Source organism: Aeromonas sp. FDAARGOS 1418, assembly GCF_019048585.1.
Classification (GTDB): Bacteria; Pseudomonadota; Gammaproteobacteria; order Enterobacterales; family Aeromonadaceae; genus Aeromonas; species Aeromonas caviae.
This window is the reverse complement of record NZ_CP077387.1, coordinates 3949177-3974779: the sequence shown is the minus strand read 5'-3', so window position 1 is coordinate 3974779 and position 25603 is coordinate 3949177. Positions and strand designations below refer to the sequence as shown.

Here is a 25603-nt window from a genome sequence, read left to right as displayed (position 1 = left end):
TCGGATAAGGGGTTGGGAATGTGGAAAGGGACGTTGGCGCTGCTGACATGCATGCAACTGACGGGTTGCGCGACCCCGTTCGAGAAGATGTGGCAGGGGCTGGCGACCTGCGAGCTGGACACCCTTCATCTCGACATCGAGACCGGGCGCCCGGCCAATCCGCAGCTCGCCATGTATACCCCTGACAAGGTGAGCGAGGGCTTTGCCTGGTACAAGGTCCATCAGGAGCTGCACGGCCTGCCCATCGTCGGCTTCCTGGTGCCGGCCTCCACCTTCGAGGTACATGCCCTCTTCGTGGATACCCCCATCGCCAATGCCCGCAGGCTGACCCATAACGCCTATGGCAGCGAATTTTCCGACGAGAGGCTGCATGACGAGGGGATGGCCCCCCTGTTGCTGCGCGACCCCAACAATCCCAAGCGCTCCATCATCGACTGTACCCGGGGTGAGTCTGGCGGGGAGCTTGAGGATTCGGCCATGCCCGAGTAGGGCTGCCTGTCACGCTATCGGCCTGAAATAGAGGGGCCAGCCTTGCCGGCTGGCCCCTCTATTTTTATGAAGGCAATCAGTCAACAAAGCCTACATGGTTGCTTCTCGTAAGGTTATTTCCTTCCCTTGACTAGGTGGTAACCAATAAAGCAAAGAAATAGTCCCACTCCTGACCACAGGCCGAAGGCAAACAGTTTGGCAACTGCTTGGCCAAATGCTTCGGATGCTAACAAGATGATCCCGCACATAGCACGACATGTATCGCTGCCATTAGGTAGAGGTTGATGTCCGCTGAGAATGCTCATGCCGTAGATCATGGCAAACACACCAGACAAGATCAGAACCATTCCCATTGGTTTGACACTTAGCCTATGGTCAGGGCTTAAGCGGTTTTCCGTGTGCTCTTTTAGTACCAGCGTCAGAGCAAGGAGAAGTGCCACAAAGCCAAGTAAAACGACAATGGCCGTGAAGTCTGGTGCGGGCCCAGCAAAGAGAGCAGCAAGCATGACACTCCCGGTGGCAAGAATCACGAGTTGCAAAATGATGCGTATAGCCTTCATTAGTGCCACCTGATGTGGGCCGGAAGGGGCCTTGTTTGTCGATGCATAGCCGCTCTCATGAAGGATCAGGGGTAGCGCAGCGTCTCCTTGATAAGAGGCAGCTGGGCCTTGATCCACGCCGGATTGATGGGCCCCCAGTCACTGATGCGGTAGTGCCCCTGCAGATGGCGAGCCCCCTCGGTCTGCTCGAAGGCGCACTGGATGTCGAGCTCCGCCAGGGCGCTGAGGGTGTCCTGGGCGGTGCGGCGCGGCATGCCGGTCGCCTCCATGATGGCGGGCACGGTGTCCGTGCCCTGACTGATGAGGTGAGCCACGTAGAGCCGACGATAGAAGCTGGTGCGGGTCTTGCTCGGCTCGCTCATATCTCGTCCTCGAGGCGATCGAAGTAGCGCCAGGTGGCGATGGCCGCCTTGCCCATCACCAGGGCCCAGACACCGAACCAGAACCAGCGGAAGAAGCTCCAGGTGGAGGCATCGGGCTCGGTGCTCGCGATCTTGGTGACGTTGGGGAACATGGAGAACATGTTCACGCGCCAGCCGTAGGAGGTGATGATGGCCAGGCGTTTTTCGAACTCCATGGACTTGGCCTTGGCCTGGACGTCGGCGGCGTTGAACTTGAAGTAGAAGGGCCAGCCCCATTCGGTGTCTTCATTGCGAAACACCCGGATCTTCTCGCCGGGGCGCTCGGTGTAGATGTAATAGACGTCGGTGGTGGGGCCGTCAGCCGGGTTCTTCTGGCTGATGGGGCCATCCTTGTCGGTGCGCTTCACCTCCACCCCGGTGATGGTGGCGATGGTGTGTTCCGGCAGATAGAAATCGAGCCAGAGTGCGGAGAGCAGGGCGATGAGGCCGAGCGTGATAAAAGCGGGTTTCTTGAACTTCAGGCTCATGATGATCTCTCGATGAGGGGGAGTGACGTGCCTCTACCATACCCACATTTGCGAATGCAGCCCAGCCCCCAATGACACCTTGATGGCAAAAACCCGTTTTAAACAGGAGGCGTGAAGGGGGAGGGGCAAGTGCGGGGCCTGCGCCGGGCCCCGCGGTATCGAAGAGACCCTCTCGGGATCAGAGCTGGAACTGGGCGAGCTGCCTGCGCTGCTGCTCGGCGAGCTGTGACAGTTCGTGACTGGCGGCGGCACTCTGGCTGATGCCGGCGGCGTTCTGGTTCACGATCTCGTGGATGTTGGTGAGGTTGCGGCTGATGTCGGCGGTGACGCAGGATTGTTGTTCTGCCGCGGTCGCCACCTGGGCGTTGGCACCGTTGATCTGGTTGACCGCGTCCGTGATGCCCCCCAGCAAGGCCTGTACCTCGGCGGAGAGCTGCCGGTTGTGGCCGAGGATCTCCAGGGTCTGCTGCACGCCGCTGTTGGCGGAGAGGGACTGGCTCTGCAACTGCTCGATGATGGCCTGGATCTCCTTGGTGGAGTCCTGGGTACGGGCGGCCAGCAGGCGCACTTCGTCGGCCACCACCGCAAAGCCGCGGCCGCTTTCACCGGCGCGGGCCGCTTCGATGGCGGCGTTGAGGGCCAGCAGGTTGGTCTGCTCCGAAATGCTCTGAATGACTTCGATCACCTTGCCGATCTGCTCGGACTGGGACTTGAGCCTGGCCACCACAGTCGCGGCGTTCTCCAGACTGCCCGCCATGCGGCCGTTGGCCTCGATGCTTTCGGCAAACAGGGCCAGCCCCTGCTCGACCCTACTGTTGGCATCCCGGGCCAGCTCGTCGGCCAGGGCGGCGTTGTGGTTGACGTTGTCGGCGGTGCTGGCCAGCTCGGTGACGGCGGAGGCCACCTGTTCGGTCTCACCGCGCTGCTGCTGGGCGTTGACCTCTGCCTGGGTCATCACAGCGGCAAGCTCGGTGGCGGCGGAGGCCACATTGCCGCTGATGCCGGTCAGGGTCTGGATGGTGTTGGCAAGCTGGCTCAGGGTCCGGTTGATATCCCTGGCGAGCTGGCCTAGCTCGTTGTTGCCTTCGGCATTGGCACGCACGTTGAAGCGGCCGAGGGCGACGGCGTGCATCACCTCCTGCAACTGGCCGATGGGCTGCACGATGCGCCCGGAGATCCACCAGCCACCCAGCAGGGCCGCGATCAGGGCGCCCCCCATCAGCAGCAGGGTGCGCAGCAGGGTCGCGCGGTAGTGGGCCTGCTCTTCGGCAATCTCAGTCTGGGTCAGCTGATTGATGTGGACGGACATGGCATCGATCTGCTTGATGAGCGCCTCCCCCAGATCGCGAAAGTGCAGGCGGGCCTGCTCATAGGCGGCGGGATCGCCACTGCCTTGGTACTTGGCGGTCAGCAGGGGCAGCATGCTGCTGCGGGTATGGCCGAGGTAGGCCTGCAGGGCGGCCGCGACCTGACGGTTGTCCTGCTCGGCACCGGTGACAACCAGTCTGGTCAGGATGGCGCCAATCTCCTGTTCGGCGGCGGAGAGCTGGGCCGGCAACTGGGCGAAGAGGGCCTCATCGTAGAGGCCGTAGATGGCGTTGGTGCGCAGCCGGTAGGTGGCGTGGATCAGGGCCGCGATGTCGTCCTTGTGGCGGGTGACGCTGGCGGTGGTTTCATTCATGTCCTGAATGGCACCGTCGATTTCCTGTTTGCTGATCACGGCCATCAGCAGCATCAACAGGCTGGCGAGCAGGAGAGGGATAAGCACTTGAAGACGAATGGACAGATTATTCAATGACATGAAAGATCCTAACCCGAAAGAGGAGTGAGGCGGCATCTTACACAGGCGCGACAATCCTTGTCACAGGGTTTTTAATGCTGAATTCTTGCTGAATGAAAAGGTTTTTCTTGTGTTAAAAGAGTGTGATAGGCAAGATCGTCTGCTTGTTACCCTGGAGGTGTAGTGTGTCCGACTGGATTGATCCCGCCATCTTGGCGCTCTTTATTCCCACGTTCTTTTTTGTCTCAGTAACCCCCGGTATGTGCATGACCCTGGCGATGACCCTGGGCATGAGTCTGGGGGTGCGCCGTACCCTGCACATGATGTGGGGGGAGCTTGTCGGCGTCGGCCTGGTCTCCGTGTTGTCGGTAGTCGGGGTGGCGGCAGTCATGCTCAACTACCCGGCCCTGTTCTCTGCATTCAAATATGTAGGTGGCGCCTACCTGGTCTGGCTCGGCATCCAGATGTGGCAGGCCAAGGGCAAGATGGCCATCCCGGCGGATCTCTCGGCGGGTCAGCAGACCAGCCCAATGGGACTGGCCGTGCAGGGTTTCGTGACCGCCATCGCCAACCCCAAGGGGTGGGCCTTCATGGTCTCCCTGCTGCCCCCCTTCATCAATGCGGCCAAGCCGATGGCACCCCAGATAGGGGCCCTGGTCGCGCTCATCCTGGTCATCGAGTTCTCCTGCCTGATGCTCTATGCCAGCGGTGGCCGCACCTTGCGCCATTTCCTTGCCAAGAGCGGCAATGTCACTCTGATGAACCGGATAGCGGGCTCTCTCATGCTGTTTGTCGGGATCTGGCTGGCCTTCGGTTAAACACCCGCTCAATCTGCCGCCCTATGTGACGCCATGGGGCACCTGAAGAGAGATGATGCAAAAAGGCCACCTCCCTGCCCGGGAGGTGGCCTTTTACATGGGCCCGTTTTTTTATGAACCCACTTTTCATGGACTCATGAGGTCAGTCGGTCAGGCAGTCCGGATCGAACACGTACTCCCCGGCCAGCCAGCGCAGGATCTCGTTCACGCAGGCCTGATCCTGGAACGGCAGGTAGCGGCTCTTGAGATGGATGACCTGCTCGGGGGTGAGCTGGGCCAGACCGATGTCCTGGAAGAGCGGCAGGTCGGCCTGGATCATGGCGGAGATCTGCGGCCCGCAGGTGGCGTTGAGGGAGGCGTGCAGCGCCTTGTCAGGATCGTACTGCTTGCCGAGCTTGTAGCTCATGGGCAGGGTGGCGAGCGGCAGGGCCGAGAGGGCCGCCTGCTTCATGGGATTGACCGCATGGCCGCTCACGAGATCCGCCAGCTCTGCCGGACGGTTTTCGAAGGCGCGCAGGTGCAGGAAGCTGCTCGCCTTGCTGCCGTCATTGACCGGATAGTTGTCCCACAGGAAGGGCTTGCGATGGAGCCAGTCGGCGGCCTGTTTGAGGTGGGCAGCCGGATACTCGGTGGAGCAGACTTTGGGTCCGGTCCAGAAGACATCGATGCGCTTGTCGAGCCCCTGACCCAGATCCTGCAGATAGTGGGGGGGCATGGCACCGAACACCTTCTCCAGCACCGGATCCGTGCTGTAGTAGCTGGGGCAGAACAGCAGGCGGCCTGCGTCGGTGTGGGCCGCGATATCGTGGGCGATGGTGAGCTGCCAGTGGGCGAGATCCGGGGTGTCCCCCTTCATGTCGTCAAACAGGATCGCCAGGATATCGGGCTTGAGCGCCTCCTCGATGAGCTTCACTTTCTCCAGCAGGGCGGGCCGCTGGCGGGCATAGTCGTGATGAGCCCCCATGGGGCTCAGGCCCACCCCGAAGGCCAGACCGTTCTCCCGGCACTGGCGGGCGAGCTGGCACAGGGCTTCAAGCTGGTCGGCGGGCCAGGGTGTGGCCCAGTGCTTGCGCAGGTAGCCGTCTTCCTTGGGGGCGTAGAGATAGAAGCCATAGCCGTGGCGGGGCAGCCACTGGGCGTAGCGGGCACGGGCTTCCCAGCTCCAGCCCTTGCCAAAGAAACCCTCGATGAGGCCCAGCTTGGGCGAGGGAGGATACAGACCGGACAACAGGGTTTGATAAGGCATGGTTCACTCCCTTCTCACACAAATGCGGGCTACGATGGCCGGCGCCTAGACGGGGTCTTCTTCCAGGAAGCGTACCCCTATCTTGCGGGGTTCACCCTCTTCCATTTCCGCCACCGTCCAGAGCAGTCCCTGCCAGGCGACATGGTCACCGACCACCAGATTATCGCCCAACTGATGGGCAATAAAATCGCCGAGGCTCTGATCCGCCACCTCGCTCACATCCAGCCCGTAGAGCGGGGCGAGATCCACCAGCCTGGCGTTGGCCTCCAGCAGGAAGTCACCGAAGAAGCGCGGGCCCAGATCCTGCTCCGGCGCCTGGCTGAAGAGCTGACCGAGGGCGGGCAGGTCGTGCTCGTGGCCGATGACGCAGAGGATGTCATCGGATTGCAGGCAGGTACTGCCCGAGGGGTGGAGCAGCTCCTGGCCGCGGAACAGGGCGCAGATGCGGGTGCCCTGAGGCATGCGCAGCTCCCGCAAGGGGGAGCCGATGCACCACTTCTCGGCGCTCAGGCGATAGACGAAGGTTTCCCACTGGCTGTCGAGATCGATTTCCAGCCCAGAGCGGTTGATGGGAGAGGGCGGTGCGGGCACCTCCACTCGCGCCAGCTTTGATGCCAGCGGCAACGAGCTGCCCTGCAGGATCAGCGAAACCAGCACCACGAAGAAGGCGACATTGAAGTAGAGCTGGGCATTGGGCAGCCCCGCCATCATGGGGAAGACCGCCAGGATGATGGGCACGGCGCCGCGCAGCCCCACCCAGGAGATGAACCAGCGCTCGCGGGGCGCGAAGTTCTTGAACGGCAGCAGTCCAATCCAGACCGACACCGGACGGGCAAACAGGATCATCCACATGGCCAGTGCCAGTGCCGGCAGGGCGATGGGCAGCAGCTTGTGGGGCGAGGCGAGCAGCCCCAGCACCAGGAACATGCCGATCTGGCTGAGCCAGGTCAGGCCGTCCAGCACGGAGAGGGTGGTGCTGCGGCTGCGCAGGGAGAGGTTGCCAAGCAGCAGGCCGGTGAGGTAGATGGCGAGGATGCCGCTGCCCCCCACCGCCGTGGTGAGGGCGAAGATGAGCAGGCCGCCGCTCACGGTGAGCAGGGGATAGAGACCGGGGGCGAGCTTGGCACTGTTGATGAGCTTCCACAGCAGCCAGCCCCCCGCAAGGCCGATGCCAGCGCCCAGACCAAACTGCTTGACGAGTTGCAGCAGCAGGAAGCCGGCATCCAGCCCCTGCTGGGCGGTGGCCAGCACCTCGATCAGGGTGACGGTGAGAAAGACCGCCATGGGATCGTTGCTGCCCGATTCAATCTCCAGGGTGGCGCTGACCCGCTCGTTGAGGCTGCGCCCGCCGAGCAGGGAGAAGACCGCCGCCGCATCGGTGGAGCCGACGATGGCACCGATGAGCATCCCCTGCATCAGGTTGAGGTCGAACAGCCAGGCGGCGGCGAGGCCCGTGAGGCCGGTGGTGATGGCCACCCCGACCGTGGCCAGCGAGAGCGCGGGCCAGAGCGCGACCCGAAAGGAGGAGACCCGGGTGCGCATGCCGCCGTCCAGCAGAATGATGGCCAGTGCCAGGTTGCCCACCAGGTAGGCGACCGAGTAGTCGGCGAAGTGGATGCCGCCGGGACCATCCTCACCCGCCAGCATGCCGACGGCGAGGAAGATGACCAGAATGGGGATGCCGACTCTGGAGGAGAGTGCGCTCAACAGGACACTGGCGCCCACCAACAGGGCACCGATGAAGAAGAAACTGTTGACGGTGGTGGCATCCAATGGCGAACTCCTTATGGCGGGCGGCAAAACAGGCACATTATATGCAGATTGACCCCCTTTGTGTGGCTTAATTGTGCATTGTTTTGCAGTTTTTTACGTTTGTTGCGCAGTTTTCAAGCAGGGCGAGGGCGGAGTGCCCGCGCGGGAAAGCGAAGGGAAAGGGGACAATGGATGGGGCTTTCAGTGCAGGCAGAGGGGGGCGGCAGAGGGCGGAAAAATGCCGTGGACGGGAAGGGGGCAGGAGCGCCGACGGGCTCCTGCGAGGGGGTCAGTCGTCCTCGTCGTCCTTGACCTCCCGGATCTTGTCCTTGTACTTGGGCAGCTGTTTCTCGAGCTGCTTCATGTCCTTGATGGCGTTGAGAAACAGGCCGAGCAGAAACAGCAGCGGCAAGCCTATCCATAACCACAAGCTCATCAGAATCTCCTTTCGTGGTGTGCCGGGGTGACATAGCGGGCCAGGATCTCGTCGAGATGAGCCAGGATGCACTCCTTGCCTTCAATATCCGCCCGTTCCAGACAAAGCGCCAGCGCCGCCGGATCCAGGGCCAGCCCGTCGGATTCGGGCGCGAAGCTCAGGTGCCAGGGCTCGTAGGCCACCCCCTGATCCGGTTGCTCCCCTTTTGCATAGGGCAGGAAGAAGCCGAAGTCGTTCATGTGATCGTCCAGCCATTCGCGCAAATCGGCAAACCAGCCGCCCGCCTCGTACTCCCAGGGTTCCAGCGCGAGCCGGGTGCCGGCGGGGAGGCAGTCCGGATCGTAGATGTCGAGATCCGTGCCCCAGTGATGGCGGCTGGTGCCGGGCAGGGCGCTCCAGTGCAGGATGGCGTGCAGTCGCTCGGTCTCGCCCAGTTGCAGGGCATCGAGGGGCTGGTTGTGCGCATCCAGCAGAGGGCGCTCCCCGCGCCATTTGCCGTTCCAGATGGCGAGCTGGCGCTCGAAGCCGCGCCAGCTGGAGGCCGCCTGCAGGTTGAAACCGGCATGGGCGGCAGCCACCTGCATGTCGTTGAAGGCCGCCGCGGTGGCGGCGGTCAGACGATGGGGGCCGCGCCCCACCAGGATGAGGTGGCTCTCATCCAGCCCAAGCAGTTGATCCTGATTCATGGTCTGGTCTCTCTTGTCCGGAGCGCTGCTCATGCCAGCAGTCGTGCCAGCACCCCTTGGTACATGTCCGCCAGCAGATCCAGATCGTCCGCCTTCACGCACTCGTTCACCTTGTGGATGGTGGCGTTGACCGGGCCGAGCTCGATGACTTCCGCCCCGGTGGGAGCGATGAAGCGCCCATCGGACGTGCCCCCCGTGGTGAGCAGGGCCGGCTGCTGGCCGTTCACTGCCGCCACGGCGGCGACGGTGGCTTCCAGCAGGGCGCCGGTGTCCGTCAGGAAGGGCTGGCCGGAGAGGGTCCACTTCAGCTCGAAGTCCAGGCCGTGACGGGTCAGCAGCGCCTCGACCCGCTCGCGGATAGCCGCATCGGTGAGCTCGGTGCTGAAGCGGAAGTTGAACTGGACCTGCAACTCCCCCGGGATGACGTTGGAGGCGCCGGTGCCGCCCTGGATGTTGGCGATCTGGAAGCTGGTGGGGGGGAAGTAGGCGTTGCCCTTGTCCCACTCGATGGCGGCGAGCTCCGCCAGCGCCGGAGCCGCCTTGTGGATGGGGTTGTCCGCCAGATGGGGGTAGGCGACGTGGCCCTGCACCCCGCGCACCAGCAGATCGCCGGTGATGGAGCCGCGACGGCCGTTCTTCACCACGTCCCCGACCTGGGCGGTGGAGGAGGGTTCGCCGACGATGCACCAGCGGATCTTCTCGTTGCGTGCCTCCAGGGTGTCGATGACGCGCACCGTGCCGTTGATGAAGGGCCCCTCTTCATCCGAGGTGATGAGAAACGCGATGGAGCCCTTGTGGTTCGGGTGCTCGGCCACGAAGCGCTCGGTCGCCACCACCATGGCGGCCAGAGACCCCTTCATGTCGGCGGCGCCCCGGCCATGGAGCATGCCGTCCTTGATGGTCGGCTCGAATGGCGGGGTGTCCCACTTCTCCAGGGGACCGGCGGGTACCACGTCGGTGTGGCCGGCGAAGCAGAAGAGGGGACCCTCGCTGCCACGGCGTGCCCAGAGGTTGGTGGTGTCCTCGAAGACCATGGGTTCGATGACGAACCCCAGGCGCGCGAGGCGCTCCGCCATCAGGGTCTGGCACCCTTCATCCAGGGGGGTCACGGAGGGGCGGCTGATCAGATCCTTGGCCAGTGTGATGACGTCCGACATCGGTGTTCCTTAACAGAAAAAGTTAACGGGAGAAGAGGGATTGATAGAGGTCTGCCTTGAAGCCCAGGGTCAGGGTACCGTCCTGGTCCAGCAGCGGGCGCTTGATCATGGCCGGGTGGGCCAGCAGCAGGTCACGGACCTTGGCGGTGTCGAGCCCCTGTTTTTCTGCTTCCGGCAGGGCGCGGAAGGTGGTGCCACGGGTGTTGAGCAGGGCTTCCCAGCCCAGCTTGGCGAGCCAGAGATCGAGCTGCTCCGGGCTCAGACCGTCGGCGCGGTGATCGTGAAAGCGGTAATCGATACCCGCCTCCTCCAGCCACTTGCGGGCCTTCTTGATGGTGTCGCAGTTCTTGATGCCATAGAGGGTGGTGGCCATGGGGGATCCTTTGTCTGCGGGCCTGCGGCCCTGAAATCGTGCAAGGGCCCGATTCTGGCATTGTGGCCCCCCCATGGCAACGCTCATGGCCGGATGGGCTGGTTTTACCAGTCAGGCCGAATGGAGAAGGGAGGGAGCCGCGCGCCAGCACACGCTGGTCTGGGACGGGATGCGCTGCGGCATCAAAGGGGGAGACCGGGGGCAGGAGGCCCTTATGCTGCACGCCTGGCCGGATAGGACGACAGGGGGCAGGGCGCCCCACAGGGACACACACCTGGCCTGGGGCCGGGGAAGAAACGGTGGGGGCCAAAAACCAGAACGCGCCTGCTGGTATGGGCGCGTTCCGGATTCAGGGGGCGGCACTCAGTGCAGGGTGGTCCACTCGTGATCGAAGACCCGTGCCCGCTCCCAGGGGGCATCCGGCAGGCTGGAGGAGAGGCCGGCGTATTTGCCCACGTCATCCATCACGATGGCGGAGAGAATGGGCAGGTGATTTTCGGTGCAATACATGCGGATGCGTTGCAGCAGGGTGCGCAGTTCATCCTGGCACTGCTCCAGCCCGGCCTGCCTGGCCAGTTTGGAGTAACGAATGGTGGTGCGTTCCTTTGCAGACTCGACGAGGATGTCCCACAGCTTGCAGTCGCAGGTCGGGGTGCCTGCGGTGGCTTGGTTTGTCATAACTCTCTCCGGTGCGAAATGGTCGCTCTGTGTCGACGGGCATCTTGGCCAGTTCACCCCGGCGGGATGTTGATCCAACGCAAACAAAGTGGCGGTTGTCGGTCAGGGATACCCTGGGGAGCATTCTAGATCCAGTTTCGTGATGTTAAATGTCGTTTTTAGTTTTATTTTTGGAGTAAAAATCTGCAACCGTTTGCTTTTTCCATCTTTATTGATGGTGATCAAGAGGAAAAGGGAGATCCCCCACTAGATTGCGCTTCTCGATAATCTTGTCAGGAGTGCACCTTGGAACTCGTCTTCGTCTTGCTCGTGCTGATCGCCGTGGTCTACGGCATCATCAAGGATTACAACCCGCAGGCGGTGCTGGCGCTGGCGGGCATGGTCCTCTTCACCGTCGCCTACTGGCTGGGACTGCACCCCATACTGCCCGCCGACAAGAGCACCGGCTTCGCCCTGTTCGATCTGTTTGAGGTGTTCAAGGGGATCTTCTCCTACCGGGCGGCGGGCCTTGGCCTCACCATCATGGCGGTGGCGGGCTTTGCCACCTACATGTCCCACATCGGCGCCTCCCAGGCCCTGGTGCGGGTGGCGGTCAAGCCGGTGGCGGGCATCCAGTCCAGCTACCTGATGCTGGCCATCTGCTACCTGGTGGCGGTCTTCGTCTCCCTGTTCGTCACCTCCGCCACCGGCCCCGGCCTGCTGTTGATGGTCACCATGTACCCTGTGATGCGCAACCTCGGCATCAGCCCGGCTTCCGCCTGCGGCGTCATCGCCACCTCCCAGGCGTTCGAAATCGGCCCGACCCAGACCAACGCCATCTTCTCCGCCGGTCAATCCGGCATGGATCCCACCAGCTATTTCGTTGACTACCAGATCTGGCTAGTGGCTCCCATGTTGCTGGTGACCATGGTGCTGCACTTCTTCTGGCAGCGGCACTGTGACCGCCAGGAGGGCTGGGATCCGGCCCTTCATCGCGGCGAACACGCGGAGCTTGACGAAAAAGGGGCAGATGAGGTGGCCGCGCCAACCTGGTACGGCCTGCTGCCCATCATCCCCTTCGTGCTGATGATGACCTTCTCCAAGCTGCTGGTGACCACCATCAGCGTCAGTGTGGAGGTGGCCATGCTGCTGTCGGTCTTTATCGGCATGCTGTGCGAGCTGCTGCGCACCCGCTCGGTGCGCACCGCCTTCGCGGGGCTGTCCAGCTTCCTCGACGGCATGGGCAAGGTGTTCGGCCCCGTGGTGGCGCTGATCGTCTGTGCCGAGCTCTTCGCCGAATCCCTCAAGGCCATCGGCGCCATCGACACCCTGCTGCACTCTGCCAGCAATGCCGGCATCGGCAGCGGCCTGATGACCCTGGTGATGGTGGGGCTCATCATGGTGGCGGCGGTCATCATGGGCTCGGGCAACGCGGCCTTCCTCAGTTTCTCCTCCCTGGCCCCCGCGGTGGCAGCCAAGTTTGGCGTGCCGGCGGTGACCATGCTGCTGCCGATGCAGCTCGCCTCCAGCATCGGCCGCACCGTCTCCCCCATCGCGGCGGTGCTCATCGCCTGTGCGGGCATCGCCAAGGTCTCTCCCTTCGTGGTGGTCAAGCGCACCAGCGTGCCCATGGCGGGGGCCCTGGTGACGGCGCTGCTCCTCAACTATCTGCTGTTCATGTAAAGGCTCTGGTGTAGAGGTGGCGGCCAGTTGATCCACGCTGGCCGACCGCCGTTGACGAGGCGGCGCCGAGTGCCCGCCCACTCTTATCGTTGCAAAAACAGTCTGTGTTTTACGCAGATTGTTCCATGGAGAAGACAATGAACGACCTCAAGCGCCCGTTTTCACTCGATACCTATCTGGCGGATCTGGCCCCGCTCATCAACCTCGACTGCGGCACCCGCACCCCGGCCGGGGTGGCCCGGGTCGCCGACATCATGACCGAGAAATATGAGGCCATCGGCTGGCAGGTGACCCGCCACCAGTTCGCCGCCGAGTGCGGCCCTTGCCTGGAGGCAACCAATGCCCCGGGGGCGGAGCACTACGATGTCATGCTGGTGGGCCACATGGACACCGTCTTCCCCGAGGGGACGGCGGCCAAGCGCCCGCTGAAAGTCGAAGGCAATCAGGCCTTTGGCCCCGGCGTCTCGGACATGAAGAGCGGCCTGCTCTCCACCTGGTATGCCTTGAAAGAGCTGGACCCGGCCGTGCTGGCCAGGCTCAAGGTGCTGGTCTGCTGCAACTGCGACGAGGAGATAGGCTCCCCCTGGTCCAAGGAGTGGCTGGTGGAGAAGGCCAGACAGAGCGGCTGCGTGCTGGTGGCCGAGGCGGCGCGCCCGAGCGGGGAGCTCATCAGCGCCCGCAAGGGCAACGCCAAGTACCGCATCACCTTCCACGGCAAGGCCTCCCACGCCGGTTCGGCGCTAACCGAAGGGGTCTCAGCCATCACGGAGCTGGCCCACTGGGTGCTTGCCATCAACGAACAGGTCAACATGGAGACCGGCACCACCATGAACGTGGGGGTGGTGCAGGGGGGCACCGGCGTCAACGTGGTGCCCGACTTTGCCGAGGCGATCGTGGATTTGCGCTTCTGGCGCAACGAAGAGGCGCAGGCGGTGCACGACCGGCTCACCTTCATGGCCAACAACCCCTTCCTCGCCGGTTGCCGGGTCGAGGTGGCGCGCCAGAGCTTCAAGCCCGCGATGCGCCCGAGCGGCGACACCGAGGCCCTGATGGCACTGGTGGAGGCGGCAGGCAGGGAGGAGGGCGTCCCCTTCACCTGGCTGGAGGCCGGTGGCGGCTCCGATGCCAACTTCACCGCGGCGGCCGGGGTGCCGTCCCTCGATGGCTTCGGCCCCATGGGGGGCGGCTTCCACTCGGAGGCGGAATTCCTGCTGCTAGACAGCATCGAGCCGCGCATCCGCCTGCTTAAGCGGGTGCTGGGCAAGCTGGCCAAATAGGTCAACGTTAAGGACAAGCAAAACGGGAGGCCGGCGCCTCCCGTTTTTTATGTGTCGCCCTCGTGAGAGGTCATTCCTCGTCCTCCAGCAGATAGGCAAGGTGCTCCTGGCGCGCCACCTGCCAGTGGCCGAGCGTCAGCGGCGCCGCAAACCCGGGGCCGTCGGTCACCATGGTGTGGTACTCCCCCTGCTCGCCGCAGGCATCGAAGCCCCGGGTTGTCGCCAGTTGCTGCAATTCGGCCAGGGTGGCCGCATCGAGCCTGCGCCCCACCCACTCGGGGGCCAGCACCCGGGTATCGACGCAGGAGAGGTGGGCGACGATGCCGCGGGCCAGCATGTCCGCCAGCAATGCCTCGCGGGGTTGTTGCCAGAGCGGGGTGTGAACGGTGAGCCCCAGGGGGCGACAGCGCTCGCGGATCCAGTTCGGCGCGCCCCCCACGCTGTCGATGTCGCCGGTGACGACCCCATCGAGTTGCCACTCCTCTTTCAATGCCGCCAGGGCCCGCTCATAACCGAGATCGAAGGGCGCTTCGATGGTGACCAGCCGATGGGGCAGTGCGAGGGCCGCCGCCTGACGGCGAACCTGTGACAGGGGATGGGCGAGAAAGCGGGGCGCTGGCGGGGCAAAGGTGATCAGGGCCACCATCTGATGGCCCGCTTCCCGGGCGTGGCAGAGGGCCTGCATGGCATCTTTGCCGCCGCTCCAGAGCAGGATGACGCGAGACATGGGGGATTTCCGCAAAGAAAAGAGGGGTCATGCTACCCAGAGTGGGGGGCGATGGCAAAGCGCGGGTCGGAGATGCGGGGATAAAAAACGGCCCCCGTGTGGGAGCCGTTCGCACTGGGGGCCTGTCACAGCAGTATGCTGGTCAGGATGAAGCCCAGGGTACAGGAGGTCACTACCCCGATGAGGCCGGGCAGGATGAAGCTGTGGTTGATGATGAACTTGCCGATGCGGGTGGTGCCGGAGCGGTCGAAGCCGATGCAGGCGAGATCGCTCGGGTAGGTCGGCAGCACGAAGTAGCCGTAGCTCGCCGGCAGGAAGGCGATGAGCAGTTTGGGTTCGACCCCCAGCGCCAGCCCCATGGGGGCGATGGCGGTGAGCGCCGCGGCCTGGCTGTTCACCAGCTTGGAGATGAGGAAGAGCACCAGGGCGTAGGTCCAGGGCTGGGCCTGTACCACGTGGGCCAGGGTCTCCTTGAGCAGCGGCATGTGGGCCTGGAAGAAGGTTTCGCTCATCCAGGCGACCCCGAACACGGAGAAGATGGCGACCATGCCCGCCTTGAAGACGGCGCCGTTGGCGATCTCCCCCGGCTTGACCTTGCAGCGCATCAGGATGATGGCGCCGGCGATCAGCATCATCATCTGGATCACCAGGTTCATGGAGAGGGGGCCCGTCTTCTCCTTGATGGTGAAGACGGGGCGCAGCGCCTCATCGGCCCCCAGCAGCACCACGGCAGCGATGGCGGCGAAGAAGATCCAGGTGGACCAGTAGGCCTCTTTCGGGAACTTGGTGTTGAGCAGGGTTTCACCACCGCCGTAGATGAAGTCCCGCTGGGCAGGGTCCTTGATCTTGGCCTGGAACTCCTCGTCCTTGTCCAGATCCTTACCGCGGCGCAGGCTCCACAGGGCCGCCATCATGACCCCCGTGAGAGAGGAGGGGATGGCGACCATCAGGATGTCGAGCAGACCGTAGGCCTGACCCACGCCGTGAGCCGCCGCCAGGATGGAGACCATGGAGACCACGGCCACCGAGACCGGCGAGGCGCAGATGGCCATCTGGGAGGCAACGGACGCCACTGCCATGGGGCGCTCCGGGCGGATGTTCTTCTGCAGCGCGATGTCGGCGATGATGGGGAACATGGTGTAGACCACGTGGCCGGTGCCGCACAGGAAGGTGAGGGTCCAGGTCGTGAGCGGCGCCAGCAGGGTGATGTACTGGGGGTGACGGCGCAGCAGACGCTCGGCCACCTGCATCATCAGGTTGAGACCGCCGGCGGTCTGCAGGGTGGCGGCGCAGCCAATGACCGCCAGTATGGTCAGCATCACCTGTACCGGCGGCTCGCCCGGCACCAGGCCGAAGACGAAGGTCAGCAGGAACAGACCGATACCGCTGATAAGACCCAGCCCCATGCCCCCGAAGCGGGTACCCAGCAGCAAGCAGCCGAGTACCACCAAAAATTCCATCAAGATCATTCCATTACCTCGTGTGTTTTATCCATGTCCCCATCGGCCAGCTGCCCGGGATCCGCTGTCATCAATTACCCCTGAAGGGTTAATGGATATTTTGTCACCCCTAAAGGGGTAAAAAATTGCGTTGCTTCAACAACCGGCTTTTTTCCGATTTAAGTGCATAAAAACTACGGCTCAGCCCTTGAACAGGGGGCCGCGTCCTGGCCCACACCAGACAAATGACGGGAAAGATGGGGGAGCGCACAGGGTTGGGAATGCAAAAGGCGGGAATAACGGGGGCGGGAAGAGCGAAGCAGGCATAAAAAAAAGCCGACCCGGGGGTCGGCTTTTGCACGGTGCGAGTGGGCGGGTCGCCTTAGAACTCGGCGGTGCGGGGAGTACGGGGGAAGGGGATCACGTCGCGCACGTTGCCCATGCCGGTCACGTAGACCACCAGGCGCTCGAAGCCCAGACCGAAGCCGGAGTGGGGCACGGTGCCGTAGCGACGCAGATCGCGGTACCACCAGTAGTCTTCCTTGTTCAGACCCATCTCGGCCAGACGGGCATCCAGCACCTCGAGACGCTCTTCACGCTGGGAGCCGCCGATGATCTCGCCGATCCCCGGGGCCAGTACGTCCATGGCGGCAACGGTCTTGCCGTCGTCGTTGAGGCGCATGTAGAAGGCCTTGATGTCCTTCGGGTAGTTCTTCACCACCACCGGGGACTTGAAGTGCTCCTCGGCCAGGTAGCGCTCGTGCTCGGAGGAGAGGTCGATGCCCCAGGAGACCGGGAACTCGAAGCTCTTGCCGCAGTTTTGCAGCACGTCGATGGCGTCGGTGTAGTCAATCTGGGCGAAGTCGGAGGCGACGAAGCGCTCCAGACGGCCGATGGCGTCCTTGTCCACGTGCTGGGCGAAGAACTCCAGATCGTCGCGGCGCTCGGTCAGCACGGCGTTGAAGACGTACTTCAGCATGGCTTCGGCCAGGGCGGCGTTGTCTTCCAGATCGGCGAAGGCCACTTCCGGCTCCACCATCCAGAACTCGGCCAGGTGGCGGCTGGTGTTGGAGTTTTCGGCGCGGAAGGTCGGGCCGAAGGTGTAGACCTTGGACAGGGCGCAGGCGTAGGTTTCGACGTTCAGCTGGCCGGACACGGTCAGGAAGGTCTCTTTGCCGAAGAAGTCCTTGTCGTAGTCCACCTTGCCTTCGGGGGTGCGCGGCAGGTTTTCCATGTCCAGGGTGGAGACGCGGAACATCTCGCCGGCCCCTTCAGTGTCGGAGGCGGTGATGAGGGGCGCCGCGATCCAGAGGTAGCCCTGTTCGTGGAAGAAGCGGTGAATGGCCTGGGAGAGGCAGTTGCGCACCCGGGTCACGGCACCGACGATGTTGGTGCGGGCACGCAGGTGGCCCTGCTCGCGCAGGTACTCGATGCTGTGGCGCTTGGCAGACATGGGGTAGGTGTCCGGATCTTCGACCCAGCCCACCACCTTGACCTCGGTGGCCTGCAGTTCGAACGCCTGGCCGCTGCCCTGGGACTCGACCACGGTGCCGGTCACTTCGACGGAGCAAGCTGTGGTCAGACGTTGCACTTCATTCTCGTAATTGGCCAGGGTATTGGGGGCGACGGCCTGCACCGGATGGAAGCAGGAGCCATCGGAAACGGCCAAAAATGAGATCCCCGCCTTGGAATCGCGGCGGGTCCGGATCCACCCTTTCACAGTCAGGGTGGTGCCGACCGAATACTTACCGGCCAGCACATCAACTACGGATGCGTGCGTCATCGAAATATTGTCTCCAGCTTGTTCTTGCAGCGCTATTTGCAACACTAGGGGTCTGGCCCGGGCGCAGTTGGCCCACCATGGCAGACTAAGCCGTTCATCTTACCCGCGCAGGTTTGATAAACAAGCAAAAATGTCGGACCCTTGCGGGGATTTCCCCATGCATCGTGCATGGATCATGGCGGCTGGACGGGGGTGAGGGTGAAGGAGCGCAGGCGGGGGCCGGATGGCTGGATACGGGTGTTGCAGGGGCTGGTGATCCTCTGCTGGGGCGGCTTTGTCGCCCTGCTCTCCCTCTATCACTTCGCCCGGCCAGAGGTGGCTTACGGCTTTCTGGTCTATGGGGGCGTCAAGGTGCGCCAGAGCTGGGACCCCCTGCTCACCCCCTGGCTGGAGCGCGGGCTCTGGGGTTGCTGCCTGCTGACCCTGGTGGTGCTGGTGCTGGCCCGTGGCCGCAGCCGTCGGCAGGAAGATGCCCGCCACGTCAATCTCTTCATCCTGCTGCTGATCCTGGTGGCCTGCCTGCTGCTTTACTACCGGGGCTGAGGGCCGTCGCCGTCATCCTTCCCCTGAGAGGCGGGGCGTTTGCCTATCTGGCGCTCCACGCTGTCGAGCATCTGGTTGTAGGCGAGCGCCACCCGGCCAATCTCGTCCCCTTCATCCCCCTCCAGCCTGTGGCCGAAGTCGTTGCGATCGGTGGCCTCCTCCATGGAGCGGGTCAGCTGGTTGAGGGGGCGGACTATCCAGGTGCGGATGACCCAGAGGGTGAGCAGGAGTCCCAGCCCGAAGATGAGGGTGAGGCTCAGGGCCGAGGTGAGGATGTTCTGCTCCACCCGGGTAAACAGGGTGTCGAGGGAGTAGTCAAAACGCACCGCCCCCAGCACGGTGTTTTCCGGCACCTGGTGGCAGCTGGTGCAGTCGGTACCGCGAAAATCCTTTCTGGCCAGCAGCGGGCGGGTCACCACCAGCCGGCTGTGCATGCCCTCATGCTCTACCTCCAGGCTCCCCTTGCCCGCCAGCGCCAGGGCATCGTACCTGTCCTTCGGGGCCTCGACGTCACGGCCCGGCCCGTACTGCTTGTTGACCGCCGCCCCGCGCACGATGCGGGCATCTTCCACGTGGGCGTGATCGAGAAACTTGGCGCGCAGGGTGTCGCGGGCGTCCATCTTGCCGGTCAGCATCAGCATGTTGAGGCCGTCGAAGTAGGCCTCGGTCTGCTCGCGGCTCTGTTCCTTGATGAGGGTCAGGATGAGGTCACGCTCGCGCACCGCCTGATAGGCCGCAGAAAACACCAACACCATGGAGAAGATGAAGAGCAGGAAGAAGTTGATCTTGGCAGCAATGGAGAGGCGCATGGGACTGGTACATCTGTTGGGTAAAACCCGCGCAGTCTACTCTCCTCGCCGGACGGGTTTTGGTGTCTTGCTCACATTCTGATGAAAAAGCGCCGAAAGGCCCTGCGTTCTCATGCAGGGCCCATTCATCCGGACTCAATATTCGCCGATGGCGATGGCCTCGTGGATGGCGCCGGTCAATACCCGCAGCTCTTCAGGGGTGATGACGAAGGGGGGCATCAGGTAGATGAGCTTGCCAAAGGGACGGATCCAGGCGCCCAGCTCCACGAACTTGCGCTGGATGCGCGCCACGTCCACCCGCTCCTTCATCTCCACCACCCCGATGGCGCCGAGCACCCGCACATCCGCCACCGCCGGGTGCAGGGTCAGCTCCACCAGTTCGGTTTTGAGTTGGTGTTCGATGGCTTGCACTCGCGCCTGCCACGGGGAGGCGAGCAGCAACTCGATGGAGGCGTTGGCCACCGCGCAGGCGAGCGGGTTGCCCATGAAGGTAGGGCCGTGCATGAAGACGCCCGCCTTGCCGTCACACACGGTACGAGCCACATGCTCGGTCGTGAGCGTGGCCGACAGCGTCAGATAGCCACCGGTGAGCGCCTTGCCCAGACACATGATGTCGGGGCTGATCCCCGCCCAGTCGCAGGCAAAGAGCTGGCCGGTGCGGCCAAAGCCGGTGGCTATCTCGTCGGCAATCAGCAGCACGCCAAACTCGTCGCACAGGGCGCGCACCCACTGCAGGTAGCGGGGGTGGTAGAAGCGCATGCCGCCCGCCCCCTGGACGATGGGTTCGAGCACGATGGCGGCAATTTCCTCGTGATGATCCGCCACCAGGGTGGCCAGCTCCACCACGCTCTGCTCGTCCCACTGGGCGTGGAAGCGGCAGCTTGGCGCTTCGACGAAATGGTGTTCGGGCAGGAAGCCCTGGTAGAGCTCGTGCATGCCGCCATCGGGATCGCACACGCTCATGGCGCCGAAGGTGTCGCCGTGATAGCCGCCCCGAAGGGCAACGAATTTGGCGCGGGGCGTCCCTTTGGCATGCCAGTACTGCTGGGCCATCTTGAGGGCTACCTCCACCGCCACCGAGCCGGAATCCGCCAGAAAGACCCGGTCCAGCCCCTTCGGGGTGATTTCCACCAGTTTGCGGCAGAGCTCGACCGCCGGGGCATGGGTCAGGCCGCCAAACATCACGTGGGACATCTTGCCGAGCTGGGTGGTGGCGGCCGCGTCCAGTTCCGGCACCTGATAGCCGTGAACGCAGGCCCACCAGGAGCTCATGCCATCCACCAGCTCGCGCCCGTCCGTCAGGGTGAGGGTCACCCCTTTGGCGCTGGCCACTTCATAGCAGGGCAGGGGATGGGTGAGGGAGGTATAGGGGTGCCAGACGTGGTGCAGGTCGAATTCTTGGTTGGTCATTTTGTGTTCTGTTGTCAATTGGTTTGATCTGGTCGGTGTTGACAGTCTACGCGTGCTCTCTACACTAGCCAACAATTTCAGCCACTTGGCTTCGCGAACGCCCTGGCATCGCGCTGTCCAGCTGGCGGGTCTTGCGGCGAACGCTCTCTTGAGCGCGGCGCAGGATCCCACCAATAACAACCGGAAGCCATGTATGAATGCTCTCACCGCGGGTGCCCACGCCCTTCGTCACGACTGGACCCTGTCCGAGGTTCAGGATCTCTTTGCCCTGCCATTCAACGATCTGCTGTTCCAGGCCCAGACGGTGCACCGCGCCCATTTCGACCCGAACGAGGTGCAGGTAAGCACCCTGCTCTCCATCAAGACCGGGGCCTGCCCGGAAGATTGCAAATATTGTCCCCAGAGCGCTCGCTACCACACCGGGCTCGAGACCGAGCGGCTGATGGAGGTGGAAAAAGTGCTGGAGCGGGCCCGGGAGGCCAAGGCCAACGGCTCGTCCCGCTTCTGCATGGGGGCGGCCTGGCGCAACCCGAAAGAGAAGGACATGCCCTACATCCTGCGCATGATTGAAGAGGTGCGCGGGCTCGGCATGGAGACCTGCATGACGCTGGGGATGCTCACCGCCGATCAGGCGGCGCGTCTCGGGGCTGCGGGGCTCGATTACTACAACCACAACCTCGACACCTCGCCGGAGTTCTACGGCGACATCATCACCACCCGCACCTATCAGGACAGGCTCGACACCCTGGAGCATGTGCGCGGCGCCGGCATGAAGGTCTGCTCCGGCGGCATCGTCGGCATGGGTGAGCAGGCAAAAGATCGGGCGGGCCTCTTGATGGCGCTCGCCAACCTGCCGCGCCACCCGGAGAGCGTGCCCATCAACATGCTGGTCAAGGTGAAGGGCACGCCCCTGGAGAACCAGGAGAACCTGGACCCGTTCGAATTTATCCGCACCATCGCCGTGGCGCGCATCATGATGCCGGCCTCCCACGTGCGCCTCTCCGCCGGGCGGGAGAAGATGAACGAGCAGATGCAGGCCATGTGCTTTATGGCGGGGGCAAATTCGATATTTTATGGCTGCAAGCTGCTGACCACCCCCAATCCGGACGAGAACAGCGACATGCAGCTCTTCAAGCGCCTCGGCATCCGCCCCGCCCAGCGGGCCCAGAAGCCGGATCAGGTTCAAGAGGAGGAGCTGCTGGCCGAGGTGAGTCGCCAGAGCGAGCCCAGCGAGCTCTTCTACGACGCCACTCGTCCCCGCGCAGAAGCCGTCCGTACATGATGACCCCCGTTGTCACCGGCCCCTTTGCACTGGGGCAGGCCCTGGCCGAGCGTGAGCAGGCCGCCCTGCTGCGCCGCCGCACCCCGGTGGAGGCCGCGAGCGGTGGGCGGATCCGGGTCGGGGGGCGTGATTACCTCAACGTCTCTGGCAACGACTACCTGGGCCTTGCCGGTCACCCCGCCATCAAGGCCGCCTTCACGGCGGGGGTGGCGCAATATGGCGCAGGGGCAGGCGCCTCGCCCCTGGTGACCGGTTACAGTCGCGCTCACCAGCAGCTGGAAGAGACGCTTGCCGACTGGCTCGGCGTGGAGGCGGTGCTGCTGTTCAACTGCGGCTTCTCCGCCAATCAGGCGGTGCTCAAGGCCCTGCTCGGCAAGGATCACCTGCTGTGGCAGGACAGGCTCAACCACGCCTCCCTGCAGGAGATGGGGAGCCAGCTCCCCTGCAAGATGAAGCGCTTTTGCCACAACGACATGGCGGCCCTTGAGCGGCTGCTTGAGCCAAACCGGGGCCTGATCGTCTCGGAAGGGGTCTTCAGCATGGACGGGGATCAGGCCCCCTGGGCTGAGCTGGCCACACTCGCATCCCGAAGCGGCAACTGGCTGATGATTGACGATGCCCACGGCCTCGGCGTGCTGGGTGCCGAGGGGCGCGGCACCCTGGCGGCCCAGGGGGTTGCTCCTGCCAGCGTGCACATCCAGATGGGGACCTTCGGCAAGGCGCTCGGGGTGGCCGGCGCCTTTGTGGGTGGCAGTCGCGAGCTGGTGGAGTACCTGGTCAATTTTGCCCGCCACTATGTCTACAGCACCCATATGCCCCCCGTCCAGGCGTGCGCCGTGCGCCAGAGCATCGAGCTGGTACGTGTAGCCGACGAGGCCCGTGCCCACCTGGCTCGCCTTGTCGCCCGGTTCCGGCAGGGGGCGCAGGCGCTCGGCTGGCGGCTTGGGGCAAGCGATACCCCCATCCAGCCGCTGCTGGTGGGGGAGAGCGTCGCTGCCCTGCAACTGGCCGAGCGGCTGCGGGAATGCGGTGTCTGGGCCGGCGCCATCCGCCCGCCCACGGTGCCGGTCGGCACGGCGCGCCTTCGCATCACCCTGTGCGCCGCCCATGGCGAAGATGACGTGGATCGCCTGCTCGAGGCCCTGGGGCCCCGCCCATCCACCGACGAGAGAGGGGGCGCCCATGGTGCATGAGCGTTTCCAGTCAGTGGACAAGGCGCAGCTCGCCCGCCGCTTCGGGGCGGCGGCCCGCCACTACGACGCCCACGCCCGCTTCCAGCAGGAGGTGGGGCAGTCGCTGCTGGCGCGCATGGACGAGGGGGGCGTGAAAGAGGTGCGCTCAGGGGCCGGGCTGGATCTGGGTTGCGGCACCGGTTTCTTCCTGCCTGCCCTGGCGCCGCGCTGCGAGACGCTGACCGGGCTGGATCTCGCACCCGGCATGCTGGCCCAGGCGGCCCTTCGCGGCAGCGGAGCCCGCCTGGTGTGCGGCGATGCGGAGGCACTGCCCTTTGCCGACCAGAGCCTGGACTGGGTCTTCTCCAGCCTGGCCCTGCAGTGGTGCGAGCGGCCGGCCCAGGCCTTTGCCGAGCTCAACCGGGTGCTCAAACCCGGTGGACAGGTCTTCTTCTCGACCCTGCTTTCGGGGTCACTGTGGCAACTGCGGGAGGCCTGGCGGGCCGTGGATGGTCGTGACCATGTCAATCGCTTCCTGACGTTGCCTCAGTTGCAGCAGGCGGCCCGTGACGGGGGCTTCGAGGCCCCGGCACTCTGCCCGCTGACCTGGTCCCTCGCCTACCCGGCGCTCAGCGGACTGCTGCGCGACCTCAAGGGGATAGGCGCGAGCCAGGTCAACGACGAGCGGTCTGCGGGCCTGGGTCATCGCCAGCGCCTGGTGCGACTGGGGGAGGCCTACGAGCGCCACCGTCAACCGGACGGCCTGCTGGCCGCCAGCTACGAGGTCTGCCTCGGGCGCCTGGTGCGGCGCTGACACAAAAAGACCCGGCGCACCCACCCCTTCAGCGGCAGGACGCGCGCCTGCCTTTCACCATGGATATCGGGGCGCCTCTGCGCCCCTGCACTGCATCGAGGAATCATCATGGGGACATCCTATTTCATCACGGGCACGGACACCGACGTGGGCAAAACCCTGGTGGCCCGCACCCTGTTGCTGGCGCTTGCCGCCAGAGGCATTCGCTGCGCCGGGTACAAACCGGTGTCGGCGGGCTGCACCCGCACCCCGGAGGGGCTTCGCAATCTGGATGCCTTGCTGTTGCAGCAGGCGGCCACGGTTGCGCTGCCCTACGAGCAGGTCAATCCCTATGCCTTCGAGCCGCCCATCGCCCCCCATATCGCCGCCCGTGAGCGGGGGGCGAGCATCCCCTTCGAGGGGCTGTCCGCCGGCTTGCGGGAGATTGAGGGAGCTGGGGCCGATCTCGTCATTGTCGAAGGGGCGGGGGGCTGGTTCCTGCCGCTGGATCATCAGCGTCTGCTCTCGGAGTGGGTCGCCCAGGAGCGGCTGCCGGTGATCCTGGTGGTGGGGGCCAGGCTGGGCTGCCTCAACCATGCCCTGCTCACCGTCAGCGCCATTCGCCAGCAGGGGTTGACCCTGGCGGGCTGGGTCATTAACCGGGTGGATCCGCACATGAGCCGCTACGAGGAGAACCTGGACACCTTGAAAGCCATGTTGCCGGCCCCATTTCTGGGGGAACTCCCCTTCGTGGACGCGGTGAATGAGGTGGATTTGCACCACTGTCTCGATGTGTCGCCCTTGCTCTGAGGCCAGACATTCAGCAAACATTCATCGAGTCTGTCTATTATCTGGGGCAAGTGTGGCATCGGTCGCCCCTGGGGCGCCCCGAACCATGCATCCATATCTCACAAGGAGTCAATATGAAGCGAATTATGCTATTCCTGGTGACCAACCTGGCCGTCATGCTGGTGCTGGGGGTGGTACTCAATATCCTGTTCTCGGTTCTGGGGATCAACAAGTCCAGCATTTCCGGTCTGTTGGTGTTCTGCGCCGTGTTCGGTTTTGGGGGTTCCTTTATCTCCTTGCTGATGTCCAAGTGGATGGCCAAGCGCAGCTATGGCGTCCAGGTCATCGAGCAGCCCCGCAACGAGACCGAGCACTGGCTGGTGAGCACTGTTGCCCGTCAGGCCCGTGAGGCTGGCATCAAGATGCCGGAAGTGGGGATCTACGACTCCCCCGAGATGAACGCCTTTGCCACCGGCGCCCGCCGTGACGACTCCCTCGTCGCCGTCTCCTCCGGTCTGCTCTACAGCATGAGCCGCGACGAGGCGGAAGCCGTGCTGGCCCACGAGGTGAGCCACGTGGCCAACGGCGACATGGTGACCTTAACCCTGATCCAGGGGGTGGTGAACACCTTCGTGATGTTCTTCGCCCGCATCGTGGCCGGCGTCATCAGCAACTTCTTCAGCTCCAACAACGAGGAAGAGAGCAGCAGCACCGGCGGTTTCGCCTACATGATCACCGTGTTCGTGCTGGAGATGGTGTTCGGCGTGCTCGCCTCCATCATCGTCATGTGGTTCAGCCGTCAGCGCGAGTTCCGTGCCGACGCCGGTGCCGCCAAGCTGGCCGGCCGCGACAAGATGATCGCCGCGCTCCAGCGTCTCGCCCGCGGTGCCGAGCCGCAGATGGAGGGTTCCATGATGGCGTTCGGCATCAACGGCAAGCGCTCCATGAGCGAGCTGTTCATGAGCCACCCGCCCATCGAGCAGCGCATCGCCGCCCTGCGTGGCTGATAGCCAGTCATCTAAAGAAAACGGCTGCCCTCGGGCAGCCGTTTTG

26 protein-coding genes are annotated in these 25603 nt (G+C 64.0%); 10 read left to right on the top strand and 16 right to left on the bottom strand.

Annotated elements, in window-relative coordinates; all coding sequences use genetic code 11:
• The first annotated feature begins 18 nt into the window (after positions 1-18).
• Entirely contained in the window at positions 19-489 is a 471-nt protein-coding gene (locus tag I6L48_RS18500; protein WP_042879101.1) for a hypothetical protein, read from the top strand.
• A gap of 113 nt (positions 490-602) precedes the next feature.
• Here the strand turns inward: I6L48_RS18500 and I6L48_RS18495 are convergent, their stop codons facing one another.
• The 4 genes from I6L48_RS18495 to I6L48_RS18480 all read right to left on the bottom strand — a co-directional run bounded on the left by I6L48_RS18495 (position 603) and on the right by I6L48_RS18480 (position 3739).
• The gene (locus I6L48_RS18495; RefSeq protein WP_128342924.1) at positions 603-1049 is read right to left on the bottom strand and encodes a hypothetical protein; all 447 of its coding nucleotides are present in this window, start codon (positions 1047-1049) and stop codon (positions 603-605) included.
• A gap of 65 nt (positions 1050-1114) precedes the next feature.
• Positions 1115-1411: a helix-turn-helix domain-containing protein gene (locus tag I6L48_RS18490; RefSeq protein WP_042879097.1), complete on the bottom strand. Its 297-nt coding sequence runs from the start codon at positions 1409-1411 to the stop codon at positions 1115-1117.
• Complete coding sequence (locus I6L48_RS18485) at positions 1408-1938, bottom strand: DUF1523 family protein (protein WP_039039880.1); 531 nt, start codon at positions 1936-1938, stop codon at positions 1408-1410. Before I6L48_RS18485 ends, I6L48_RS18490 begins: the two co-directional genes overlap by 4 nt.
• Before the next feature lie 178 nt (positions 1939-2116).
• Entirely contained in the window at positions 2117-3739 is a 1623-nt protein-coding gene (locus I6L48_RS18480) for a methyl-accepting chemotaxis protein (protein WP_042879095.1), read from the bottom strand.
• 164 nt (positions 3740-3903) lie between these two features.
• Between I6L48_RS18480 and I6L48_RS18475 the strand changes: the two genes are divergently transcribed.
• On the top strand, positions 3904-4536 hold the full coding sequence (locus tag I6L48_RS18475; protein ID WP_216987582.1) for a LysE family translocator: 633 nt from the start codon (positions 3904-3906) through the stop codon (positions 4534-4536).
• Between the two features lie 142 nt (positions 4537-4678).
• Here the strand turns inward: I6L48_RS18475 and I6L48_RS18470 are convergent, their stop codons facing one another.
• From I6L48_RS18470 to I6L48_RS18440, 7 genes are all read right to left on the bottom strand, one after another.
• A complete protein-coding gene (locus tag I6L48_RS18470; RefSeq protein ID WP_216987581.1) occupies positions 4679-5782 on the bottom strand; it encodes a beta-N-acetylglucosaminidase domain-containing protein in 1104 nt (367 codons plus the stop codon).
• 45 nt (positions 5783-5827) lie between these two features.
• Complete coding sequence (locus I6L48_RS18465) at positions 5828-7555, bottom strand: potassium/proton antiporter (protein ID WP_010674047.1); 1728 nt, start codon at positions 7553-7555, stop codon at positions 5828-5830.
• Between the two features lie 268 nt (positions 7556-7823).
• Entirely contained in the window at positions 7824-7970 is a 147-nt protein-coding gene (locus I6L48_RS18460; RefSeq protein WP_010674048.1) for a hypothetical protein, read from the bottom strand.
• The gene (locus tag I6L48_RS18455; RefSeq protein WP_029314223.1) at positions 7970-8656 is read right to left on the bottom strand and encodes a M15 family metallopeptidase; all 687 of its coding nucleotides are present in this window, start codon (positions 8654-8656) and stop codon (positions 7970-7972) included. The genes I6L48_RS18460 and I6L48_RS18455 overlap by 1 nt, the downstream gene beginning before the upstream one ends.
• A gap of 29 nt (positions 8657-8685) precedes the next feature.
• Positions 8686-9813 (bottom strand): succinyl-diaminopimelate desuccinylase, encoded by a 1128-nt coding sequence (dapE, locus tag I6L48_RS18450; RefSeq protein WP_216987580.1) that lies wholly within the window; start codon positions 9811-9813, stop codon positions 8686-8688.
• A 22-nt stretch (positions 9814-9835) separates the two neighbouring features.
• Positions 9836-10186, bottom strand: coding sequence for an ArsC family reductase (locus I6L48_RS18445; protein WP_069652812.1), 351 nt, complete (start codon positions 10184-10186; stop codon positions 9836-9838).
• Positions 10187-10549: 363 nt separating this feature from the next.
• Entirely contained in the window at positions 10550-10864 is a 315-nt protein-coding gene (locus I6L48_RS18440; protein WP_010674057.1) for a hypothetical protein, read from the bottom strand.
• A 285-nt stretch (positions 10865-11149) separates the two neighbouring features.
• Between I6L48_RS18440 and dcuC the strand changes: the two genes are divergently transcribed.
• Both dcuC and I6L48_RS18430 read left to right on the top strand, forming a co-directional pair.
• Positions 11150-12526, top strand: a complete 1377-nt coding sequence (gene dcuC, locus I6L48_RS18435; protein WP_216987579.1) for a C4-dicarboxylate transporter DcuC — start codon at positions 11150-11152, stop codon at positions 12524-12526.
• A gap of 137 nt (positions 12527-12663) precedes the next feature.
• Positions 12664-13803: a M20 family metallopeptidase gene (locus I6L48_RS18430; protein ID WP_201996813.1), complete on the top strand. Its 1140-nt coding sequence runs from the start codon at positions 12664-12666 to the stop codon at positions 13801-13803.
• Between the two features lie 70 nt (positions 13804-13873).
• Here the strand turns inward: I6L48_RS18430 and I6L48_RS18425 are convergent, their stop codons facing one another.
• From I6L48_RS18425 to asnS, 3 genes are all read right to left on the bottom strand, one after another.
• On the bottom strand, positions 13874-14530 hold the full coding sequence (locus I6L48_RS18425) for an adenine nucleotide alpha hydrolase (RefSeq protein ID WP_201996812.1): 657 nt from the start codon (positions 14528-14530) through the stop codon (positions 13874-13876).
• 125 nt (positions 14531-14655) lie between these two features.
• Complete coding sequence (locus tag I6L48_RS18420) at positions 14656-15999, bottom strand: anaerobic C4-dicarboxylate transporter (protein ID WP_216987578.1); 1344 nt, start codon at positions 15997-15999, stop codon at positions 14656-14658.
• Between the two features lie 352 nt (positions 16000-16351).
• On the bottom strand, positions 16352-17752 hold the full coding sequence (gene asnS, locus I6L48_RS18415; protein ID WP_039039869.1) for an asparagine--tRNA ligase: 1401 nt from the start codon (positions 17750-17752) through the stop codon (positions 16352-16354).
• 198 nt (positions 17753-17950) lie between these two features.
• On the opposite strand from asnS, the gene I6L48_RS18410 reads away from it, so the two are divergent.
• A complete protein-coding gene (locus tag I6L48_RS18410) occupies positions 17951-18295 on the top strand; it encodes a hypothetical protein (RefSeq protein ID WP_042016383.1) in 345 nt (114 codons plus the stop codon).
• Here I6L48_RS18410 and I6L48_RS18405 read toward each other — a convergent pair.
• Positions 18283-19104 carry a HAMP domain-containing protein gene (locus I6L48_RS18405; protein WP_216987577.1) on the bottom strand — a complete coding sequence of 274 codons (822 nt, stop codon included), beginning with the start codon at positions 19102-19104 and terminating at the stop codon, positions 18283-18285. The genes I6L48_RS18410 and I6L48_RS18405 overlap by 13 nt on opposite strands.
• A gap of 135 nt (positions 19105-19239) precedes the next feature.
• Positions 19240-20514 (bottom strand): adenosylmethionine--8-amino-7-oxononanoate transaminase, encoded by a 1275-nt coding sequence (gene bioA, locus I6L48_RS18400; protein ID WP_216987576.1) that lies wholly within the window; start codon positions 20512-20514, stop codon positions 19240-19242.
• 193 nt (positions 20515-20707) lie between these two features.
• Between bioA and bioB the strand changes: the two genes are divergently transcribed.
• From bioB to htpX, 5 genes are all read left to right on the top strand, one after another.
• Positions 20708-21796 (top strand): biotin synthase BioB, encoded by a 1089-nt coding sequence (bioB, locus tag I6L48_RS18395; protein ID WP_216987575.1) that lies wholly within the window; start codon positions 20708-20710, stop codon positions 21794-21796.
• On the top strand, positions 21793-22989 hold the full coding sequence (bioF, locus tag I6L48_RS18390; protein ID WP_042882501.1) for an 8-amino-7-oxononanoate synthase: 1197 nt from the start codon (positions 21793-21795) through the stop codon (positions 22987-22989). The genes bioB and bioF overlap by 4 nt, the downstream gene beginning before the upstream one ends.
• A complete protein-coding gene (gene bioC / locus I6L48_RS18385) occupies positions 22979-23782 on the top strand; it encodes a malonyl-ACP O-methyltransferase BioC (RefSeq protein WP_113070485.1) in 804 nt (267 codons plus the stop codon). The genes bioF and bioC overlap by 11 nt, the downstream gene beginning before the upstream one ends.
• 108 nt (positions 23783-23890) lie before the next feature.
• The gene (gene bioD / locus I6L48_RS18380) at positions 23891-24571 is read left to right on the top strand and encodes a dethiobiotin synthase (protein ID WP_041215555.1); all 681 of its coding nucleotides are present in this window, start codon (positions 23891-23893) and stop codon (positions 24569-24571) included.
• A 113-nt stretch (positions 24572-24684) separates the two neighbouring features.
• Positions 24685-25557 carry a protease HtpX gene (htpX, locus tag I6L48_RS18375; protein WP_010674070.1) on the top strand — a complete coding sequence of 291 codons (873 nt, stop codon included), beginning with the start codon at positions 24685-24687 and terminating at the stop codon, positions 25555-25557.
• The last annotated feature ends 46 nt before the right edge of the window (positions 25558-25603 follow it).

Bases quoted from the DNA above. Each gene is read 5' to 3' on its own strand.
- I6L48_RS18500 (WP_042879101.1), top strand. From the start codon at position 19: ATGTGGAAAGGGACGTTGGCGCTGCTGACATGCATGCAACTGACGGGT.
- I6L48_RS18495 (WP_128342924.1), bottom strand. From the start codon at position 1,049: ATGAAGGCTATACGCATCATTTTGCAACTCGTGATTCTTGCCACCGGG.
- I6L48_RS18490 (WP_042879097.1), bottom strand. From the start codon at position 1,411: ATGAGCGAGCCGAGCAAGACCCGCACCAGCTTCTATCGTCGGCTCTAC.
- I6L48_RS18485 (WP_039039880.1), bottom strand. From the start codon at position 1,938: ATGAGCCTGAAGTTCAAGAAACCCGCTTTTATCACGCTCGGCCTCATC.
- I6L48_RS18480 (WP_042879095.1), bottom strand. From the start codon at position 3,739: ATGTCATTGAATAATCTGTCCATTCGTCTTCAAGTGCTTATCCCTCTC.
- I6L48_RS18470 (WP_216987581.1), bottom strand. From the start codon at position 5,782: ATGCCTTATCAAACCCTGTTGTCCGGTCTGTATCCTCCCTCGCCCAAG.
- I6L48_RS18460 (WP_010674048.1), bottom strand. From the start codon at position 7,970: ATGAGCTTGTGGTTATGGATAGGCTTGCCGCTGCTGTTTCTGCTCGGC.
- I6L48_RS18455 (WP_029314223.1), bottom strand. From the start codon at position 8,656: ATGAATCAGGATCAACTGCTTGGGCTGGATGAGAGCCACCTCATCCTG.
- dapE (WP_216987580.1), bottom strand. From the start codon at position 9,813: ATGTCGGACGTCATCACACTGGCCAAGGATCTGATCAGCCGCCCCTCC.
- I6L48_RS18445 (WP_069652812.1), bottom strand. From the start codon at position 10,186: ATGGCCACCACCCTCTATGGCATCAAGAACTGCGACACCATCAAGAAG.
- I6L48_RS18440 (WP_010674057.1), bottom strand. From the start codon at position 10,864: ATGACAAACCAAGCCACCGCAGGCACCCCGACCTGCGACTGCAAGCTG.
- I6L48_RS18430 (WP_201996813.1), top strand. From the start codon at position 12,664: ATGAACGACCTCAAGCGCCCGTTTTCACTCGATACCTATCTGGCGGAT.
- I6L48_RS18425 (WP_201996812.1), bottom strand. From the start codon at position 14,530: ATGTCTCGCGTCATCCTGCTCTGGAGCGGCGGCAAAGATGCCATGCAG.
- I6L48_RS18420 (WP_216987578.1), bottom strand. From the start codon at position 15,999: ATGATCTTGATGGAATTTTTGGTGGTACTCGGCTGCTTGCTGCTGGGT.
- asnS (WP_039039869.1), bottom strand. From the start codon at position 17,752: ATGACGCACGCATCCGTAGTTGATGTGCTGGCCGGTAAGTATTCGGTC.
- I6L48_RS18405 (WP_216987577.1), bottom strand. From the start codon at position 19,104: ATGCGCCTCTCCATTGCTGCCAAGATCAACTTCTTCCTGCTCTTCATC.
- bioA (WP_216987576.1), bottom strand. From the start codon at position 20,514: ATGACCAACCAAGAATTCGACCTGCACCACGTCTGGCACCCCTATACC.
- bioB (WP_216987575.1), top strand. From the start codon at position 20,708: ATGAATGCTCTCACCGCGGGTGCCCACGCCCTTCGTCACGACTGGACC.
- bioF (WP_042882501.1), top strand. From the start codon at position 21,793: ATGATGACCCCCGTTGTCACCGGCCCCTTTGCACTGGGGCAGGCCCTG.
- bioC (WP_113070485.1), top strand. From the start codon at position 22,979: ATGGTGCATGAGCGTTTCCAGTCAGTGGACAAGGCGCAGCTCGCCCGC.
- bioD (WP_041215555.1), top strand. From the start codon at position 23,891: ATGGGGACATCCTATTTCATCACGGGCACGGACACCGACGTGGGCAAA.
- htpX (WP_010674070.1), top strand. From the start codon at position 24,685: ATGAAGCGAATTATGCTATTCCTGGTGACCAACCTGGCCGTCATGCTG.